The sequence below is a fragment of the Streptomyces griseoluteus genome (assembly GCF_004784465.1).
Classification (GTDB): Bacteria; Actinomycetota; Actinomycetes; order Streptomycetales; family Streptomycetaceae; genus Streptomyces; species Streptomyces griseoluteus.
Window position 1 is genome coordinate 294,265 of record NZ_SRRU01000007.1, and the last position, 18,337, is coordinate 312,601.

General features: G+C 71.3%; 18 protein-coding genes. All 18 read left to right on the forward strand.

Going from position 1 to position 18,337, the window contains the following annotated elements; translation table 11 throughout:
- Positions 1–86 precede the first annotated feature (86 nt).
- The 18 genes from E5082_RS20850 (at position 87) to nusB (ending at position 18,264) form a co-directional block, all read left to right on the forward strand.
- Complete coding sequence (locus E5082_RS20850) at positions 87–794, forward strand: MBL fold metallo-hydrolase (protein WP_135792750.1); 708 nt, start codon at positions 87–89, stop codon at positions 792–794.
- A gap of 13 nt (positions 795–807) precedes the next feature.
- Positions 808–2,067: a histidine--tRNA ligase gene (gene hisS / locus E5082_RS20855; RefSeq protein ID WP_135792751.1), complete on the forward strand. Its 1,260-nt coding sequence runs from the start codon at positions 808–810 to the stop codon at positions 2,065–2,067.
- A gap of 232 nt (positions 2,068–2,299) precedes the next feature.
- The gene (locus E5082_RS20860; RefSeq protein WP_135792752.1) at positions 2,300–2,956 is read left to right on the forward strand and encodes a vitamin K epoxide reductase family protein; all 657 of its coding nucleotides are present in this window, start codon (positions 2,300–2,302) and stop codon (positions 2,954–2,956) included.
- A 60-nt stretch (positions 2,957–3,016) separates the two neighbouring features.
- Positions 3,017–4,372, forward strand: coding sequence for a replication-associated recombination protein A (locus E5082_RS20865; RefSeq protein WP_135792753.1), 1,356 nt, complete (start codon positions 3,017–3,019; stop codon positions 4,370–4,372).
- Positions 4,373–4,715: 343 nt separating this feature from the next.
- The gene (gene rpsD, locus E5082_RS20870; protein ID WP_135788065.1) at positions 4,716–5,330 is read left to right on the forward strand and encodes a 30S ribosomal protein S4; all 615 of its coding nucleotides are present in this window, start codon (positions 4,716–4,718) and stop codon (positions 5,328–5,330) included.
- Between the two features lie 181 nt (positions 5,331–5,511).
- A complete protein-coding gene (locus tag E5082_RS20875; protein ID WP_031180163.1) occupies positions 5,512–5,955 on the forward strand; it encodes a DUF948 domain-containing protein in 444 nt (147 codons plus the stop codon).
- Between the two features lie 8 nt (positions 5,956–5,963).
- Complete coding sequence (locus E5082_RS20880) at positions 5,964–6,311, forward strand: hypothetical protein (protein WP_030810645.1); 348 nt, start codon at positions 5,964–5,966, stop codon at positions 6,309–6,311.
- Positions 6,311–8,983, forward strand: a complete 2,673-nt coding sequence (gene alaS, locus E5082_RS20885; RefSeq protein WP_135792754.1) for an alanine--tRNA ligase — start codon at positions 6,311–6,313, stop codon at positions 8,981–8,983. The genes E5082_RS20880 and alaS overlap by 1 nt, the downstream gene beginning before the upstream one ends.
- 11 nt (positions 8,984–8,994) lie before the next feature.
- Positions 8,995–9,459, forward strand: a complete 465-nt coding sequence (gene ruvX / locus E5082_RS20890) for a Holliday junction resolvase RuvX (RefSeq protein ID WP_135792755.1) — start codon at positions 8,995–8,997, stop codon at positions 9,457–9,459.
- Between the two features lie 122 nt (positions 9,460–9,581).
- Positions 9,582–11,216 (forward strand): endolytic transglycosylase MltG, encoded by a 1,635-nt coding sequence (gene mltG, locus E5082_RS20895; RefSeq protein ID WP_135792756.1) that lies wholly within the window; start codon positions 9,582–9,584, stop codon positions 11,214–11,216.
- A complete protein-coding gene (locus tag E5082_RS20900; RefSeq protein WP_135792757.1) occupies positions 11,197–12,036 on the forward strand; it encodes a shikimate dehydrogenase in 840 nt (279 codons plus the stop codon). Before mltG ends, E5082_RS20900 begins: the two co-directional genes overlap by 20 nt.
- Before the next feature lie 177 nt (positions 12,037–12,213).
- Entirely contained in the window at positions 12,214–13,398 is a 1,185-nt protein-coding gene (gene aroC, locus E5082_RS20905) for a chorismate synthase (RefSeq protein WP_135792758.1), read from the forward strand.
- Positions 13,395–13,913, forward strand: a complete 519-nt coding sequence (locus tag E5082_RS20910) for a shikimate kinase (RefSeq protein ID WP_135792759.1) — start codon at positions 13,395–13,397, stop codon at positions 13,911–13,913. The genes aroC and E5082_RS20910 overlap by 4 nt, the downstream gene beginning before the upstream one ends.
- Positions 13,910–15,001, forward strand: coding sequence for a 3-dehydroquinate synthase (gene aroB, locus E5082_RS20915; protein WP_135792760.1), 1,092 nt, complete (start codon positions 13,910–13,912; stop codon positions 14,999–15,001). The genes E5082_RS20910 and aroB overlap by 4 nt, the downstream gene beginning before the upstream one ends.
- Before the next feature lie 166 nt (positions 15,002–15,167).
- Positions 15,168–16,040 (forward strand): Pro-rich N-terminal domain-containing protein, encoded by an 873-nt coding sequence (locus tag E5082_RS20920; RefSeq protein WP_135792761.1) that lies wholly within the window; start codon positions 15,168–15,170, stop codon positions 16,038–16,040.
- 70 nt (positions 16,041–16,110) lie between these two features.
- A complete protein-coding gene (locus E5082_RS20925) occupies positions 16,111–17,217 on the forward strand; it encodes an aminopeptidase P family protein (protein ID WP_135792762.1) in 1,107 nt (368 codons plus the stop codon).
- 49 nt (positions 17,218–17,266) lie between these two features.
- Positions 17,267–17,833, forward strand: a complete 567-nt coding sequence (gene efp / locus E5082_RS20930) for an elongation factor P (protein WP_030810617.1) — start codon at positions 17,267–17,269, stop codon at positions 17,831–17,833.
- Positions 17,834–17,835: 2 nt separating this feature from the next.
- Positions 17,836–18,264, forward strand: coding sequence for a transcription antitermination factor NusB (gene nusB / locus E5082_RS20935; RefSeq protein ID WP_135792763.1), 429 nt, complete (start codon positions 17,836–17,838; stop codon positions 18,262–18,264).
- Positions 18,265–18,337: the final 73 nt, after the last annotated feature.

Consider the following 18,337-nt stretch of genomic DNA (forward strand, 5'->3'; position numbering starts at 1 on the left):
GGCAGCGCCGGTAGGCTCTAGGGGGCTTCAGCACGCGGGTCCGCCCGCGCGCGAGCCCTCCCGTACCGACACAACGAAGGACGATCGTGCTCATTGCCGGGTTCCCCGCCGGGGCCTGGGGGACGAACTGTTATCTCGTCGCCCCCGCCGCCGGTGAGGAGTGCGTGATCATCGACCCCGGCCATCAGGCCGCCCCCGGCGTCGAGGAAGCGCTGAAGAAGCATCGCCTCAAGCCGACCGCCGTCGTCCTCACCCACGGCCACATCGACCACGTCGCCTCCGTCGTCCCCGTGTGCGGCGCGCACGACGTGCCCGCGTGGATTCATCCCGACGACCGCTACATGCTGAGCGACCCGGAGAAGGCGCTCGGCCGGTCCATCGGGATGCCGCTCATGGGCGAACTCACCGTGGGGGAGCCGGACGACGTCCGGGAGCTGACCGACGGGGCGAAACTGGACCTGGCCGGGATGGAGTTCTCCGTCGCCCACGCGCCGGGCCATACCAAGGGGTCGGTGACCTTCCGGATGCCCGAGAGCGCCGACGTGCCGTCGGTCTTCTTCTCCGGGGATCTGCTGTTCGCCGGCTCCGTGGGACGCACCGACCTGCCGGGCGGATCGATGGAGGACATGCTCGGGTCGCTGGCACGCGTCTGCCTGCCGCTCGACGACTCCACCGTGGTCCTGTCCGGCCACGGCCCCCAGACCACCATCGGCCAGGAACGCGCCACCAACCCCTATCTGCGGCAGGTGGCCGTCGGCCAGGGAACCGACCCGGCTCCCCGACGAGGAATGTGACGAGAGAGCTTCCGTGAGCACCTTCAAGGCCCCCAAGGGCACGTACGACCTGATCCCGCCGCAGTCCGCGCAGTACCTCGCCGTCCGGGAGGCCATCGCCGCCCCCCTGCGCAACTCCGGGTACGGCTACATCGAGACGCCGGGTTTCGAGAACGTCGAGCTGTTCGCGCGCGGTGTCGGCGAGTCCACCGACATCGTCACCAAGGAGATGTACGCCTTCGAGACCAAGGGCGGCGACCGCCTCGCCCTGCGTCCCGAAGGCACCGCCTCCGTGCTCCGCGCCGCTCTGGAGGCCAACCTGCACAAGGCGGGCAACCTCCCGGTCAAGCTCTGGTACTCCGGCTCCTACTACCGCTACGAGCGCCCGCAGAAGGGTCGTTACCGCCACTTCTCCCAGGTCGGCGCCGAGGCGATCGGTGCCGAGGACCCCGCGCTGGACGCCGAGCTGATCATTCTGGCCGACCAGGCGTACCGCTCGCTGGGCCTGCGCCAGTTCCGCATCCTGCTCAACAGCCTGGGCGACGCCGAGTGCCGTCCGGTGTACCGGGCCGCGCTCCAGGACTTCCTGCGCGGACTCGACCTCGACGAGGACACCCTGCGCCGCGCCGAGATCAACCCGCTGCGCGTCCTGGACGACAAGCGCGAGTCGGTGCAGAAGCAGCTCACCGGCGCCCCCCTGCTGCGTGACTACCTGTGCGACGCCTGCAAGGCGTACCACGAGGAGGTCCGCGAGCTGATCACCGCCGCCGGCGTCGCCTTCGAGGACGACCCCAAGCTGGTCCGGGGCCTGGACTACTACACCCGCACCACCTTCGAGTTCGTCCACGACGGTCTCGGCTCCCAGTCCGCCGTCGGCGGCGGCGGCCGGTACGACGGCCTCTCCGAGATGATCGGCGGCCCCGCGCTGCCCTCGGTCGGCTGGGCGCTCGGCGTGGACCGCACCGTCCTCGCCCTGGAGGCCGAGGGCGTGGAGCTGGACCTGCCGTCCACCACCAGTGTCTTCGCCGTCCCGCTCGGCGAGGAGGCCCGGCGGGTGCTGTTCGCCAAGGTCACCGAGTTGCGCAAGGTCGGCGTCGCGGCCGACTTCTCCTACGGCGGCAAGGGCCTGAAGGCCGCGATGAAGGCCGCCAACCGCTCCGGCGCCCGCTACGCGCTGGTGCTGGGCGAGCGCGACCTCGCCGAGGGCCAGGTCCAGGTCAAGGACATGGAGTCCGGCGAGCAGACGGCGGTCGGCCTGAACGAGGTCGTCGCGGAGCTGGAGTCCCGGCTCTGAGCCGCTGAGTCGCTGAGAGCAGTGAGGGGTCGACGGGCCGGACGGATCGCCGTCCGGCCCGTCACCGTTCGATCGCCTGTGCTGCCGTCCGGCCCGAACCGGCCGAAAATAGAGAAAGCGTGCCCCGCCCGCCTCGAACTTATGCACAGCGAACGGTGCGCGGGGGCGCCTGTGCGGCACAATGACCGATGCCCGAAGCAGGTCCGATCTAGCGAGTGACGGAATCGGCGTGATGAGCAAGACGACAGTCAACGACGTCTCCACCCAGTCCGGGCCCGAGCGTTCTCGCGGCACGGCCCGCGTCGAGGGCGGCAGCCGCGCCTTCGCCCTGATGCTGGTGATCACCGGCGCGGCCGGACTGCTCGCCGCCTGGGTCATCACACTCGACAAGTTCAAGCTGCTCGAGGCCAAGGTCGAGGGCAAGACCTTCGTCCCCGGCTGCAGCCTCAACCCGGTGGTCTCCTGCGGCAGCGTCATGGAGAGCAAGCAGGCCGCCGCCTTCGGCTTCCCCAACCCCATGCTGGGCCTGGTCGCCTACGGCATCGTGATCTGCGTCGGGGTGAGCCTGCTCGCCCGTGCCCGCTTCCCCCGCTGGTACTGGCTGACCTTCAACGCCGGCACGCTGTTCGGGGTCGGTTTCTGCACCTGGCTCCAGTTCCAGTCCCTGTACCGGATCAACGCCCTGTGCCTGTGGTGCTCGCTGGCCTGGGTCGCCACGATCATCATGTTCTGGTACGTCACCTCCTTCAACGTGCGCCAGGGCTTCCTGCCCGCCCCGCGCCCGCTGCGCTCGTTCTTCGGCGAGTTCACCTGGGTCCTGCCCGGGCTGCACATCGGGATCATCGGCATGCTGATCCTGACCCGCTGGTGGAGCTTCTGGACGAGCTGACCGACCGGTCCCGGCCGGCGGCCGGGGTCGTTGTCAGTGGCGTGATTTAGGGTTTTCGGTGTGGAAGCCGACCTGTTCACCGCCGCAGCCGAAGAACGCCAGGAGAAGGAGCCCGCGGGCAGTCCCCTGGCGGCGCGCATGCGTCCGCGCACCCTCGACGAGGTGGTGGGCCAGCGCCATCTGCTCAAGCCCGGCTCACCGCTGCGCAGACTGGTCGGCGAGGGCGGCCGGGGTCCGGCCGGACCCTCCTCGGTGATCCTCTGGGGCCCGCCCGGCACCGGCAAGACCACCCTCGCCCATGTCGTCTCCCGCGCCACCGACCAGCGCTTCGTGGAGCTGAGCGCGATCAGCGCCGGCGTCAAGGAGGTCCGCGCGGTCATCGACGGCGCCCGCCGCGCCGCCGGCGGCTTCGGCAAGGAGACCGTTCTCTTCCTCGACGAGATCCACCGCTTCAGCAAGGCCCAGCAGGACTCCCTGCTCCCGGCCGTGGAGAACCGCTGGGTCACCCTGATCGCGGCCACCACCGAGAACCCGTACTTCTCGGTCATCTCCCCGCTGCTCTCCCGCTCTCTGCTCCTCACCCTCGAACCGCTCACCGACGACGACGTACGCGACCTGGTGCGCCGCGCCCTCGCCGACGAGCGGGGCCTCGGCGGGACGCTCACCCTCCCCGAGGAGTCCGAGGAGCACATCCTGCGGGTGGCCGGCGGCGACGCCCGCCGCGCCCTCACCGTGCTGGAGGCCGCCGCCGGCGCCTCCCTCGACAAGGGCGACGACGACATCACCCTGACCACGCTGGAGGAGACCGTCGACCGCGCGGCGGTGAAGTACGACCGCGACGGCGACCAGCACTACGACGTGGCCAGCGCCCTGATCAAGTCCATCCGGGGCTCCGACGTGGACGCCGCCCTGCACTACCTGGCCCGCATGATCGAGGCTGGCGAGGACCCCCGCTTCATCGCCCGGCGCCTGATGATCTCCGCCAGCGAGGACATCGGCGTCGCCGACCCGGGCGCGCTGCCGATAGCCGTCGCGGCCGCGCAGGCCGTCGCGATGATCGGCTTCCCCGAGGCCGCGCTCACCCTCAGCCACGCCACCATCGCGCTCGCGCTGGCCCCCAAGTCCAATTCCGCGACCACCGCGATCGGCGAGGCCCTGGCCGACGTGCGCAAGGGCTTCGCGGGCCCGGTCCCGCCCCACCTGCGGGACGGGCACTACCAGGGCGCCAAGAAGCTGGGCCACGCCAAGGGGTACGTCTACCCGCACAACCAGGCCGACGGCATCGCCGCCCAGCAGTACGCCCCGGACGCCCTCAAGGACCGCGAGTACTACAACCCGACCCGGCACGGCGCCGAGGCGCGGTACGCGGACGCGGTCGAATGGACCAGGAAGCACCTGGGTCGAAAGCGGTCCTGAGCGCCCTGTAGACTGCCTCGAAGTGCTGAGTCCCGTGTCCGGGCCCCCGACAAGGGGGAACGGCTCACCAGAGCGGGACATCCAGCCGGAGAGTCCGGCCCCAGGGCGGGGTTCTCCAGGAGCGTCGCGCACCGTCGAAGGTGTCGCGGGCAGCCCACCACCCTCCGGCCGAGCGCCGGGACCGGTCGGTGGGCCACTCGCGTGCTGCACGTATGTGCCCAGTTCGGGGAACGGCTGCCCGGCCCGTCCGGCAAGGACAGGCAGGGTCTCCCCGGCTGCGGATGCGACCTCCCCTAACCCTGGTGAAGCCGTATTCGCATAAGAAACACGAGGTGTCGGTTCCATGGCGAACCAGTCCCGCCCCAAGGTCAAGAAGTCGCGTGCTCTCGGCATCGCGCTGACCCCGAAGGCCGTCAAGTACTTCGAGGCCCGCCCCTACCCGCCGGGCGAGCACGGCCGCGGCCGCAAGCAGAACTCGGACTACAAGGTCCGTCTGCTCGAGAAGCAGCGTCTGCGCGCGCAGTACGACGTGTCCGAGCGTCAGCTCGTCCGCGCCTACGAGCGTGCCTCCAAGGTTCAGGGCAAGACCGGTGAGGCCCTGATCATCGAGCTCGAGCGCCGCCTCGACGCGCTGGTCCTGCGTTCGGGCATCGCCCGCACGATCTACCAGGCCCGCCAGATGGTCGTCCACGGCCACATCCAGGTCAACGGCCAGAAGGTCGACAAGCCGTCCTTCCGTGTCCGTCCGGACGACGTCGTGCAGGTCCGCGACCGCTCCAAGGACAAGACCCTCTTCCAGGTCGCGCGCGAGGGTGGCTTCGCCGCCGACGGTGAGACCCCGCGCTACCTCCAGGTGAACCTCAAGGCCCTGGCGTTCCGCCTGGACCGTGAGCCGAACCGCAAGGAGATCCCGGTGATCTGCGACGAGCAGCTCGTCGTCGAGTACTACGCCCGCTGATCCCAGCCCCGGCGCAGCACCACGGCCCGTCGTCCCCCCGCCCTCCGGCGGACGGGACGGCGGGCTCGCGCGTTCCCGGCATCCCCCGTCGGAGCCCGGTAATCCGGTACGGAGCCCCGCCGGTGGCGCGATAGGCTCGGTGCACGACTTTATCGATGCTCAAGCACGTTTCAGGGAGCTGGTGCGCACAGTGTCCGGTGGAGAGGTTGCCGGGATTCTGGTGGCCGTCTTCTGGGCGATCCTGGTCTCCTTCCTCGCCGTAGCGCTGGCGAGGCTGGCCCAGACGCTCAAGGCGACCACCAAGCTCGTGGCGGACGTGACCGACCAGGCCGTCCCGCTGCTGGCGGACGCGTCCACGGCGGTGCGCTCGGCGCAGACCCAGATCGAGCGCGTCGACGCCATCGCCTCCGACGTGCAGGAGGTGACGTCGAACGCCTCCGCGCTCTCCTCCACCGTCGCCTCCACCTTCGGCGGCCCCCTGGTCAAGGTCGCCGCCTTCGGCTACGGCGTCCGCCGCGCGCTCGGCGGCCGCGACGAGGCCAAGCCCGCGAAGACGCCGCGCCGTACGGTGATCGTGGGCCGGACGGTCCCGGCCGCACGGCGGGGCAAGCGAAAGAAGGACTGAGGACCGCGATGTTCCGCCGTACGTTCTGGTTCGGCACCGGCGTCGCCGCCGGTGTGTGGGCCACCACCAAGGTCAACCGCAAGCTGAAGCAGCTCACCCCCGAGAGCCTCGCCGTCACCGCGGCCAACAAGGCGCTGGAGACCGGGCACCGGCTCAAGGACGCGGCGGTCGGCTTCGCACTCGACGTCCGCGACAACATGGTCCAGCGCGAGGCGGAGCTGGAGGAGGCGCTCGGCATCCACGAGAGCCCCGCCCTGCCGGAGCCCCGTCGGATCACCGCCATCGAGAACAACAGCAGCACAGTGAAGTACATCGAGAACACGACGTACTCGTACAACCGGAATGAGGACCACTGATGGAGTCGGCCGAGATTCGCCGCCGCTGGCTGAGCTTCTTCGAGGAGCGCGGGCACACCGTCGTCCCTTCGGCGTCGCTCATCGCGGACGACCCGACTCTGCTCCTCGTCCCGGCCGGCATGGTGCCCTTCAAGCCCTACTTCCTGGGTGAGGTCAAGCCGCCCTTCCAGCGCGCCACCAGCGTGCAGAAGTGCGTGCGCACGCCCGACATCGAAGAGGTCGGCAAGACCACCCGCCACGGCACCTTCTTCCAGATGTGCGGCAACTTCTCCTTCGGCGACTACTTCAAGGAAGGCGCCATCAAGTTCGCCTGGGAGCTGCTCACCAGCCCCCAGGACAAGGGTGGTTACGGCCTCGACCCCGAGCGCCTGTGGATCACCGTCTACAAGGACGACGACGAGGCCGAGCGCATCTGGCACGACGTCGTCGGCGTGCCCAGGGAGCGCATCCAGCGCCTGGGCATGAAGGACAACTACTGGTCCATGGGCGTCCCCGGCCCCTGCGGCCCCTGCTCCGAGATCAACTACGACCGCGGCCCCGAGTTCGGCGTCGAGGGCGGCCCCGCCGTCAACGACGAGCGGTACGTCGAGATCTGGAACCTCGTCTTCATGCAGTACGAGCGGGGCGAGGGCATCGGCAAGGACGACTTCGAGATCCTCGGGGACCTGCCGAGCCAGAACATCGACACGGGCCTCGGCCTGGAGCGCCTCGCCATGATTCTGCAGGGCGTGCAGAACATGTACGAGATCGACACCTCCATGGCCGTCATCGAGAAGGCCACCGAGCTGACCGGTGTGGCCTACGGCGACGCCCAGGCCTCGGACGTCTCGCTGCGCGTGGTCACCGACCACATGCGCACCGCCGTCATGCTGATCGGCGACGGTGTCACCCCCGGCAACGAGGGCCGCGGCTACGTGCTGCGCCGCATCATGCGCCGCGCCATCCGCAACATGCGCCTGCTGGGCGCCGACGGTCCCGTGGTCAAGCCGCTGATCGACGTCGTGATCGCCATGATGGGCCAGCAGTACCCCGAGCTGATCACCGACCGCGAGCGCATCGAGAAGGTCGCCGTCGCCGAGGAGAACGCCTTCCTCAAGACGCTCAAGGCCGGCACCAACATCCTCGATACCGCCGTCACCGAGACCAAGCAGTCCGGCGGCAGCATGCTCTCCGGCGACAAGGCGTTCCTGCTCCACGACACCTGGGGCTTCCCGATCGACCTCACCCTGGAGATGGCCGCCGAGCAGGGCCTCTCCGTGGACGAGACCGGGTTCCGCCGCCTGATGACGGAGCAGCGGGAGCGCGCCAAGGCCGACGCCCGCGCCAAGAAGACCGGCCACGCCGACCTCGGCGCCTACCGGGAGATCGCGGACGCCTCCGGCGCCACCGACTTCATCGGCTACAGCGACACCGAGAGCGAGACCACGATCGTCGGCATCCTCGTCGACGGCGTCTCCTCGCCGGCCGCCACCGAGGGCGACGAGGTCGAGATCGTGCTCGACCGCACCCCGTTCTACGCCGAGGGCGGCGGCCAGATCGGTGACACCGGCCGCATCAAGGTCGACACCGGTGCCGTCATCGAGGTCCGCGACACCCAGAAGCCGGTGCCGGGCGTCTACGTCCACAAGGGCGTCGTCCAGGTGGGCGAGGTCACGGTCGGTGCCAAGGCCCAGGCGTCCATCGACGCCCGCCGCCGCAAGGCCATCGCCCGCGCCCACTCGGCCACCCACCTGACCCACCAGGCGCTGCGCGACGCCCTCGGCCCGACGGCCGCCCAGGCCGGTTCGGAGAACCAGCCCGGCCGCTTCCGCTTCGACTTCGGCTCCCCGGCCGCCGTCCCGACGGCCGTGATGACCGACGTCGAGCAGAAGATCAACGAGGTGCTCTCCCGCGACCTGGACGTGCACGCCGAGGTCATGGGCATCGACGAGGCCAAGAAGCAGGGCGCCATCGCCGAGTTCGGCGAGAAGTACGGCGAGCGGGTCCGCGTGGTCACCATCGGCGACTTCTCCAAGGAGCTGTGCGGCGGCACGCATGTGCACAACACCGCCCAGCTGGGCCTGGTGAAGCTGCTCGGCGAGTCCTCCATCGGCTCCGGCGTGCGCCGGATCGAGGCGCTGGTCGGCATGGACGCCTACAACTTCCTCGCCCGCGAGCACACGGTCGTCAACCAGCTCAGCGAGCTGATCAAGGGACGCCCGGAGGAGCTGCCGGAGAAGGTCTCCGCGATGCTCGGCAAGCTGAAGGACGCCGAGAAGGAGATCGAGAAGTTCCGCGCGGAGAAGGTGCTCCAGGCCGCCGCCGGTCTCGCCGCGTCCGCCAAGGACGTGCGCGGCGTCGCCCTGGTCGCAGGCCAGGTCCCCGACGGCACCACTCCGGACGACCTGCGCAAGCTGGTGCTGGACGTGCGTGGGCGCATCCAGGGCGGCCGGGCCGCCGTGGTCGCCCTGTTCACGGTGAACAACGGCAAGCCGCTCACCGTGATCGCCACCAACGAGGCGGCCCGCGAGCGCGGCCTCAAGGCCGGTGAACTGGTCCGCACCGCCGCCAAGACCCTCGGCGGCGGCGGTGGCGGCAAGCCGGACGTCGCCCAGGGCGGCGGCCAGAACCCGGCCGCCGTCGGCGAGGCCGTCGACGCCGTCGAGCGCCTCGTCGCCGACACCGCGAAGTAGGCCGGGCCGTCATGCGCAGAGGACGCCGGCTCGCCGTCGACGTCGGGGACGCCCGGATCGGGGTCGCCTCGTGCGACCCCGACGGAATCCTCGCCACCCCGGTGGAGACCGTCCCCGGCCGCGACATCCCGGCCGCGCACCGCAGGCTGCGGCAACTGGTCGAGGAGTACGAGCCGATCGAGGTCGTCGTCGGGCTCCCTCGCTCCCTCAAGGGGGGCGAGGGCCCGGCGGCGGTGAAGGTGCGCGCGTTCACCCAGGAGCTGGCACGGGGCATCAAGCCGGTGCCGGTCAGGCTGGTGGACGAGCGGATGACCACGGTGACGGCCAGTCAGGGACTGCGCGCCTCGGGCGTGAAGTCCAAGAAGGGCCGCTCCGTGATCGACCAGGCGGCCGCGGTGATCATCCTCCAGCAGGCGCTGGAATCCGAACGGGTGTCAGGTGCACCACCCGGCGAGGGCGTCGAAGTGGTCATCTGATCGCGGTGCGGTAACGTTCCGCGCGATGCGGCGGTGTTCGAACAGCCGCCGCACAGCAAGAGGCGGAACGGAAGCCGGTCCTGGAGCCGGGCGACCGTCGGCCTCGCGGCTCTAGGGGATCGATGACTGAGTATGGCCGGGGCCCAGGCACCGAACCGTGGCATCCGGAGGACCCGTTGTACGGGGACGCCGGGTGGGGAGAGCAGGCGGCCCACGCGGGACAGCAGTACCCCTACGGCGGCCAGCCGCAGCACCCGCAGTACGACGGCTGGTCCCAGGACCAGCAGCCGCACTACGGGGGTCAGCAGTACCCCCAGTACGACGGTCAGGGCCAGCACTTCGATCCCCAGCAGACCGGGCAGCACCCGCATCCCCAGCAGCACCAGGGCGGCTGGGACGCCACGGGCACGCACGGCCATGTGCCCTACGCCGCCGATCCGGGCGACCCCTACGGGCAGCACCCCGTCGCCTACGGCGCCGAGCAGCCCGACCTCTACGGCACCGAGGACGCATACCCGCCGCCCCAGCCGCCCGGCCACCGGGACCCGGAGCCGGACCCCGAGCCCGGCTGGGACCCCCGGGGCGACGACGAGCACCCCACGCCCCCCGGGGACGACGACGGCACGGAGGAGCCGGCCGAGCGGCGCGGCAAGGGCCGCAAGCCCGTCAAGAGCAAGAAGGGCCGCACCGGCTGCGCCCTGATGGTCGTCGTCCTCGTCTTCGGCGGCGGCCTCGGCGGCGTCGCCTACTTCGGCTACCAGTTCTACAAAAATCGTTTCGCCCCCGCCCCGGACTACGCGGGCAGCGGCAACGGCGAGACGGTGACGGTCGAGATCCCCAAGGGTGCGGTCGGCGCCGACATCGGCCGCAAACTGAAGGAGGCCGGCGTCGTCCAGAGCGTCGACGCCTTCGTCTCGGCCCAGCTCGCGAACCCCAGGGGCAAGTCCCTCCAGGACGGCGTCTACACCCTCCAGAAGCACATGTCCGCCGCCAGCGCGGTGGAACTGATGCTCAGCCCGAAGAGCCGCAACAACCTCATCATCGCCGAGGGCACCCGCAACGCGGCCGTCTACGCGCTGATCGACAAGCGGCTGAAGCTGGCGAACGGCACCACCCAGAAGGTGGCCGCGAAGGACTACAAGTCCCTCGGCCTGCCCGCCTGGGCGCTCAACCACCCCGGCCTGAAGGACCCGCTGGAGGGCTTCCTCTTCCCGTCCAGCTACCCGGTCGGCAAGGACCAGAAGCCCAAGGACGTCCTGAAGGCGATGGTCGGCCGGGCCAACGAGAAGTACACGGCCCTGGGCCTCGACAAGAAGGCGTCCGCCGTGGGGCTCGAATCGCCCTGGGAGCTCCTGACCGCCGCGAGCCTGGTCCAGGCCGAGGGCAAGACGCACGACGATTTCCGCAAGATGGCCGAAGTCATCTACAACCGCCTCAAGCCGGACAACACCGAGACGAACCGGCTCCTCCAGTTCGACTCGACGTACAACTACCTCAAGGGCGCCAGCAACATCCACATCTCCGAGACGGAGATCAACGCCAACCGCAACCCGTACAACACGTACACCAACAAGGGTCTGCCGCCCGGCCCGATCGGCAACCCGGGTGACGAGGCGCTCAACGCGGCCCTGTCGCCGACGCACGAGGGCTGGATGTACTTCGTGGCCACGGACGGCATGAACAAGACCGAGTTCGCCAGGACGAACGCGGAATTCGAGAAGCTCAAGGAAAAGTTCAATGCCAGCTCGGGCAACTGACGCCCACCGTGCCGCCGTGCTCGGCAAGCCCATCGCCCATTCGCTCTCCCCGGTGCTGCACCGGGCCGCCTACGCCGAACTCGGGCTCGACGACTGGTCGTACGACCGGTTCGAGGTCGACGAGGCGGGGCTGGCCGGGTTCTTCGAGGGGCTGGGGCCCGAGTGGGCCGGGCTGTCGTTGACGATGCCGCTCAAGCGGGCCGTGATGCCCCTGCTGGACGAGGTCAGTGAGACGGCGGCCTCCGTGGATGCCGTCAACACGGTGGTGTTCACGGAGGACGGGCGCAAGGTCGGGGACAACACCGACATCCCCGGCATGGTGGCCGCGCTGCGCGAGCACGGGATCGAGGAGGTGGAGTCCGCCGCCGTCCTCGGCGCCGGCGCCACCGCCTCCTCCGCGCTCGCCGCCCTCGCCCGGATCTGCCCGGGCGAGGTCGTGGTGTACGTCCGCAGCGCCGCCCGCGCCGCCGAGATGCGGGAGTGGGGCGAGCGCCTCGACATGGACGTCCGCACCGCCGACTGGGCGGACGCCGCCGAGGCCCTGCACGCGCCCCTGGTGATCGCCACCACCCCCGCCGGCGCCGCCGACGCCCTCGCCACCGCCGTACCCGAGCGCCCCACCACCCTCTTCGACGTGCTCTACGACCCCTGGCCCACCGAGCTGGCGGCCCGCTGGTCGATGTTCGGCGGGGCCGTGGTCGGCGGCCTGGACCTGCTGGTCCACCAGGCCGTGCTCCAGGTGGAACGGATGACCGGCCGCACCCCGGCCCCGCTGGAGGCGATGCGCCGGGCGGGCGAACGGGCCCTCGCCGCCCGCTGACCCGCCGCACCCCGCCCCGCACCCGGGTCCCGAAATCCGGACCGAGGCCCGGATACCGGGCCCGGCGTGGGAGGATCGGAGGTGGCGGGCCGGGATCGCGCACCCGGTCGGGCCGCCGCCGTACGCGCGGACACGCGTAAGCGGGGCAGTACCGGGCGCGAAATCTGAGGAGCACCGTTGAGCAGGCTGCGTTGGCTGACCGCGGGGGAGTCCCACGGTCCCGCACTCGTCGCGACGTTGGAGGGACTTCCCGCCGGCGTGCCGATCACCACGGAGATGGTGGCGGATCATCTCGCGCGGCGGCGGCTCGGCTATGGGCGTGGCGCGCGGATGAAGTTCGAGCGTGACGAGGTCACGTTCCTCGGCGGTGTGCGGCACGGGCTCACCCTCGGCTCCCCGGTGGCGGTCATGGTCGGCAACACCGAGTGGCCCAAGTGGGAGCAGGTCATGGCGGCCGACCCGGTGGACGAGGAGGTGCTGGCCGGCCTCGCGCGCAACGCCCCGCTGACCCGCCCGCGCCCCGGCCACGCGGACCTGGCCGGCATGCAGAAGTACGGTTTCGACGAGGCCCGGCCGATCCTGGAGCGCGCCTCCGCGCGGGAGACGGCGGCACGGGTCGCGCTCGGCGCGGTCGCACGGTCGTACCTGAAGGAGACCGCCGGGATCGAGATCGTCAGCCACGTCGTGGAGCTGGCCGCCGCGAAGGCGCCGTACGGCGTGTACCCGACCCCGGCCGATGTCGAGCGGCTCGATCAGGACCCGGTGCGCTGCCTGGACGCGGACGCCTCGAAGGCCATGGTCGCGGAGATCGACCAGGCCCACAAGGACGGCGACACCCTCGGCGGCGTGGTCGAGGTGCTGGCGTACGGCGTCCCGGTCGGCCTCGGCTCGCACGTGCACTGGGACCGCAGGCTGGACGCCCGGCTCGCGGCCGCTCTCATGGGTATCCAGGCGATCAAGGGCGTCGAGGTCGGCGACGGCTTCGACCTGGCCCGCGTGCCGGGCTCGAAGGCGCACGACGAGATCCTCAGCACCCCCGAGGGCATCAAGCGCGCCACCGGCCGCTCCGGCGGCACCGAGGGCGGCCTGACCACCGGTGAGCTGCTGCGGGTGCGCGCGGCGATGAAGCCGATCGCCACCGTGCCGCGCGCGCTGGCCACGATCGACGTCGCCACCGGCGAGGCCGCGCAGGCCCACCACCAGCGCTCCGACGTGTGCGCGGTCCCGGCCGCCGGCATCGTGGCCGAGGCGATGGTGGCCCTGGTCCTCGCGGACGCGGTCGCGGAGAAGTTCGGCGGCGACAGCGTGGCCGAGACCCGGCGCAACGTCCGCTCCTACCTCGACAACCTGGCGATCGGATGAGCGCCGTGCCCGTGGTCGTCCTGGTGGGACCGATGGGCGTGGGCAAGTCCACCGTCGGACGGCTGCTGGCCGACCGGCTGGGCGCCCCGTTCCGGGACACCGACGACGACATCGTGGCCGCCCAGGGCCGCACCATCGCCGAGATCTTCGTGGACGACGGCGAGGATGCCTTCCGCGCGCTGGAGAAGCGCGCGGTGGCCGAGGCGCTCGCCGGGCACGCGGGCGTCCTCGCGCTGGGCGGCGGCGCCGTCCTCGACGCGGACACCCGGGCGCTGCTGGCCGCGCAGCGGGTGGTCTACCTCTCGATGGACGTCGAGGAGGCCGTGCGCCGCACCGGGCTGAACGCCGCCCGTCCGCTGCTCGCCGTCAACCCGCGCCAGCAGTGGCGCGTGCTGATGGAGGCCCGCCGCCATCTGTACGAAGAGGTCGCCACCGCCGTCGTGCCGACCGACGGACGCGGTCCCGAGGACGTCGCCCGAGCCGTCCTGGACGCACTGGAGTTGAAGGAAGCATGAGCGAGGCAGTCACCCGCATCCAGATCGCCGGCACGGCGGGCACCGAACCCTACGAGGTCCTGGTGGGCCGCCAGTTGCTGGGCGAGCTGGCCGGACTGATCGGCCAGAAGGCCAAGCGGGTCGCCGTCATCCACCCCGAGGCGCTCGCCGAGACCGGCGACGCGCTCCGCGCCGACCTGGTGGAGCAGGGGTACGAGGCGGTCGCCATCCAGGTGCCCAACGCCGAGGAGGCGAAGACCGCCGAGGTCGCCGCCTACTGCTGGAAGGCCCTCGGCCAGTCCGGCTTCACCCGCACCGACGTGGTCGTGGGCGTCGGCGGCGGCGCCACCACCGACCTCGCCGGCTTCGTCGCGGCGACCTGGCTGCGCGGGGTGCGCTGGATCGCCGTACCCACCACCGTGCTGGCCATGGTGGACGCGGCGGTCGGCGGCAAGACCGGCATCAACACCGCCGAGGGCAAGAACCTCGTCGGCGCCTTCCACCCCCCGGCCGGCGTCCTGTGCGACCTGGCCGCGCTGGACTCCCTCCCGGTGCACGACTACGTCTCCGGGCTCGCGGAGGTGATCAAGGCCGGCTTCATCGCCGACCCGGTGATCCTCGACCTCATCGAGTCCGACCCGGAGGCCGCCCGCACCCCGGCGGGACCGCACACCGCCGAGCTGATCGAGCGGTCGATCCGGGTCAAGGCCGACGTGGTCTCCTCCGACCTCAAGGAGACCGGCCGCCGGGAGATCCTCAACTACGGCCACACGCTCGGGCACGCCATCGAGAAGAACGAGCGCTACAAGTGGCGGCACGGCGCGGCCGTCGCCGTCGGCATGCACTTCGCCGCCGAACTCGGCCGTCTGGCAGGCCGGTTGGACGACGCGACCGCCGACCGGCACCGCGCGGTCCTGGAGTCCGTCGGCCTGCCCCTGCACTACCGCTACGACCAGTGGCCCAAGCTGGTGGAGGCGATGAAGGTCGACAAGAAGTCCCGCGGCGACCTGCTCCGCTTCATCGTGCTGGACGGCCTCGCCCGGCCGACCGTGCTGGAGGGCCCCGACCCGGCCGTGCTCCTCGCCGCCTACGGCGAGGTCGGCCAGTAGGTCCCGTACCGCCCGGTGTGCCCCGATTCCCCGCGAGGGGCGGGCACTTCGCACCGCCCCCGGCCGTTTCACCGAATGACGGCCGGGGGCGGTACCGTTCGGTAGGGTGCGGGCTCCGTACCCGCCTTCCGGCGCCGAGCGTGTGTACGAGATGGAGTGGCAACGGATGCAGCACGCAGTGGGATCTCCGCTGCCGCCGCCCCACCAGCCGGGGCACGGGCCGCACACCACCTGGGCACCGGCCGCGGGGGCGCCACAGGGTCCCAGCGTCCCGCCACCCGGTTTCTCGGGTGCCGTACCGCCCGCGCCGCTCACGCCACCGGCTCCGCCCGCGCAGGTCCCGGCTCCGCAGCACCCCGCCCCCCAGCACCCGGCGGCCCCGCCGCCCGCGCCCGATGTCTCCGGGCATGTGACGCTGCCGCCCGGCGGCCCCGTCGGCGTTCCCGCGGCGCCGCCCCACATGGCCGCGCCCGACCCCGCGGCCACCACGCTCGCTGTGCTGCTGATCGGTCCGGCGGGCGCGGGCAAGACCAGCGTGGCCAAGTACTGGGCCGACACCCGCCGGGTGCCCACCGCCCACATCAGCCTGGACGACGTCCGCGAGTGGGTCCGCTCCGGCTTCGCCGACCCGCAGACCGGGTGGAACGACCACTCCGAGGCCCAGTACCGCCTGGCCCGCCGCACCTGCGGCTTCGCCGCCCGCAACTTCCTGGCCAACGGGATCTCCTGCATCCTCGACGACGCGGTCTTCCCCGACCGCCCCGTCGTGGGGCTCGGCGGCTGGAAGCGCCATGTGGGCCCCGGCCTGCTCCCGGTGGTGCTGCTGCCGGGGCTGGACATCGTCCTGGAGCGCAACGCCGAGCGCTCGGGCAACCGCCGCCTCACCGACGAGGAGGTGGCCCGCATCCACGGCCGCATGGCCGGCTGGTACGGCTCCGGGCTGCCCATCATCGACAACTCCCAGCTGGACGTCCCCGGCACCGCACGGGTCCTCGACGAGGTGCTGGCCCGCGCGATCGCCAGCCCGCCGAACTGGTAGGGACACCGGCCGCACCCCACTCGGCCCCCGCCAACCGGCACAAACCGGTTACAACTTCTACGCTCGTGTCATGTCAGAGGTGTACGCGACCCGCCGATCCCGGCTGAGGGAACGCTGCAACGCGGCCGGTACCGCGGCAGCGCTCATCTCCCGCCCCGCCAATGTGCGCTACCTGGCGGGCGCCGCGCCCCAGGGCGCCGTCCTGCTGCTCGGCGGGGAGCAGGACCAGTTGGTGTGCCCCGTCCCGCCGGAGGACAGGCCCGCGGACGGGCGCCCCGACGAGTCCCTGGTCCTGCACATCCTGTCCACGCCCGGCCGCGACCCGGCCGTGGCCGCCGCCGACCTGGCCGGGAGCCAGGGCAGCGAGGCCCTCGCCGTGGAGGAGCACCACCTCACCGTCGCCCGGTACCGCGCCCTGGACGCCGTGGCGCCCAAGGTGCGCCTCGCCGGGCTCGGTACGGCCGTGGAGCAGCTCAGGCTGATCAAGGACGAGGAGGAGATCTCCTGTCTGCGCATCGGCGCCGAGATCGCCGACCAGGCCCTCGGCGAGCTGCTGGAGTCCATCCTGGTCGGCCGTACCGAGCGCCATCTCGCGCTGGAGCTGGAGCGCCGGCTGGTCGACCACGGCGCCGAGGGGCCCGCCTTCCCGACCTCGGTCGCCACCGGCCCCAACTCCGGCCGCGCGGGGCACCGTCCGACCGACCGGCGGGTGGAGGAGGGCGACTTCCTCTCCGTCTGCCTGGGCGCCGCCTACCGCGGTTACCGGTGCGAGATCGGCCGGACCTTCGTGATCGGCACCTCGCCGGCCGACTGGCAGGTCGAGCTGTACGACCTGGTCTTCGCCGCCCAGCGGGCCGGCCGTGAGGCTCTCGCACCCGGTGCCGCCTGCCGTGACGTGGACCGTGCCGCGCGCCAGGTGCTGGACTCCGCCGGGCACGGCGCGGCCCTCCAGGCGGCCACCGGTCACGGGGTCGGCCTCGAAATCGACGAGGACCCGCAGCTCGCCCCCGCGGCCATGGGTAAACTTGACGCTTGCGTGCCGGTCACCGTCGAGCCGGGGGTCCACCTTCCGGGCCGGGGCGGAGTCCGGATCGATGACACGCTCGTCGTCCGCCCCGAGGCGGACGGCGGACCCGAGCTACTCACCATCACGACCAAGGAACTGCTCGCCCTGTAGACAGGTGCGTGCGCCGGGGTCGTACGTCAGTCCAGGAGATTCCGCAACCGTGGCTTCCACGAACGACCTCAAGAACGGCATGGTGCTCAAGCTCGACGGGGGCCAGCTTTGGTCCGTCGTCGAGTTCCAGCACGTCAAGCCCGGTAAGGGCCCGGCCTTCGTGCGCACCAAGCTCAAGAACGTCCTCTCCGGCAAGGTGGTCGACAAGACCTTCAACGCCGGTGTCAAGGTCGAGACGGCCACCGTCGACAAGCGCGACATGCAGTACTCGTACAAGGACGGCGAGTACTTCGTCTTCATGGACATGGAGACGTACGACCAGCTCCACATCGACCCGAAGGCCGTCGGCGACGCCGCGAACTTCCTGATCGAGGGCTTCACCGCCGTCGTCGCCCAGCACGAGGGCGAGGTGCTCTTCGTGGAGCTGCCGGCCGCCGTCGAGCTGGTCATCCAGGAGACCGAGCCGGGCGTCCAGGGCGACCGCTCCACCGGTGGCACCAAGCCCGCCATCCTGGAGACCGGCCACCAGATCCAGGTCCCGCTCTTCATCACCACCGGCGAGAAGATCAAGGTCGACACCCGCACGAGCGACTACCTCGGCCGGGTGAACAGCTAACCGTGGCCGCCCGCAACACGGCCCGCAAGCGCGCCTTCCAGATCCTCTTCGAGGGTGACCAGCGCGGCACCGACGTCATCACGGTCCTCGCCGACTGGGTCCGGCTCTCCCGGAGCGACACCCGGCAGCCGCCCGTCAGCGAGTACACCATGCAGCTCGTCGAGGGGTACGCCGACCGCGCCCGCCGTATCGACGACCTGATCGCCCAGTACGCGGTGGGCTGGACGATCGACCGGATGCCGGTCGTCGACCGCAACCTGCTGCGCCTCGGCGCGTACGAGCTGATCTGGGAGGACGAGACCCCGGACGCGGTCGTCCTCGACGAGATGGTGCAGCTCGCGAAGGAGTTCTCGACGGACGAGTCGCCGGCCTTCGTGAACGGCCTCCTGGGCCGCTTCAAGGAGTTGAAGCCGAGCCTGCGGCGCGAGTAGTTCTTCGCCGGAGAGCGCCGTCGGGGCGCGGAGGGACTTCGTGTGCCGGCCCGTCAGGGCTGGTCGCGCGGTT

Excerpts from the sequence above, each read along its gene's own strand:
- rpsD (WP_135788065.1), top strand. The coding sequence starts at position 4,716 with ATGGCGAACCAGTCCCGCCCCAAGGTCAAGAAGTCGCGTGCTCTCGGC.
- aroB (WP_135792760.1), top strand. The coding sequence starts at position 13,910 with ATGAGCGAGGCAGTCACCCGCATCCAGATCGCCGGCACGGCGGGCACC.
- E5082_RS20910 (WP_135792759.1), top strand. The coding sequence starts at position 13,395 with ATGAGCGCCGTGCCCGTGGTCGTCCTGGTGGGACCGATGGGCGTGGGC.
- alaS (WP_135792754.1), top strand. The coding sequence starts at position 6,311 with ATGGAGTCGGCCGAGATTCGCCGCCGCTGGCTGAGCTTCTTCGAGGAG.
- mltG (WP_135792756.1), top strand. The coding sequence starts at position 9,582 with ATGACTGAGTATGGCCGGGGCCCAGGCACCGAACCGTGGCATCCGGAG.
- ruvX (WP_135792755.1), top strand. The coding sequence starts at position 8,995 with ATGCGCAGAGGACGCCGGCTCGCCGTCGACGTCGGGGACGCCCGGATC.
- E5082_RS20860 (WP_135792752.1), top strand. The coding sequence starts at position 2,300 with ATGAGCAAGACGACAGTCAACGACGTCTCCACCCAGTCCGGGCCCGAG.
- E5082_RS20880 (WP_030810645.1), top strand. The coding sequence starts at position 5,964 with ATGTTCCGCCGTACGTTCTGGTTCGGCACCGGCGTCGCCGCCGGTGTG.
- E5082_RS20925 (WP_135792762.1), top strand. The coding sequence starts at position 16,111 with ATGTCAGAGGTGTACGCGACCCGCCGATCCCGGCTGAGGGAACGCTGC.
- E5082_RS20900 (WP_135792757.1), top strand. The coding sequence starts at position 11,197 with ATGCCAGCTCGGGCAACTGACGCCCACCGTGCCGCCGTGCTCGGCAAG.
- E5082_RS20920 (WP_135792761.1), top strand. The coding sequence starts at position 15,168 with ATGCAGCACGCAGTGGGATCTCCGCTGCCGCCGCCCCACCAGCCGGGG.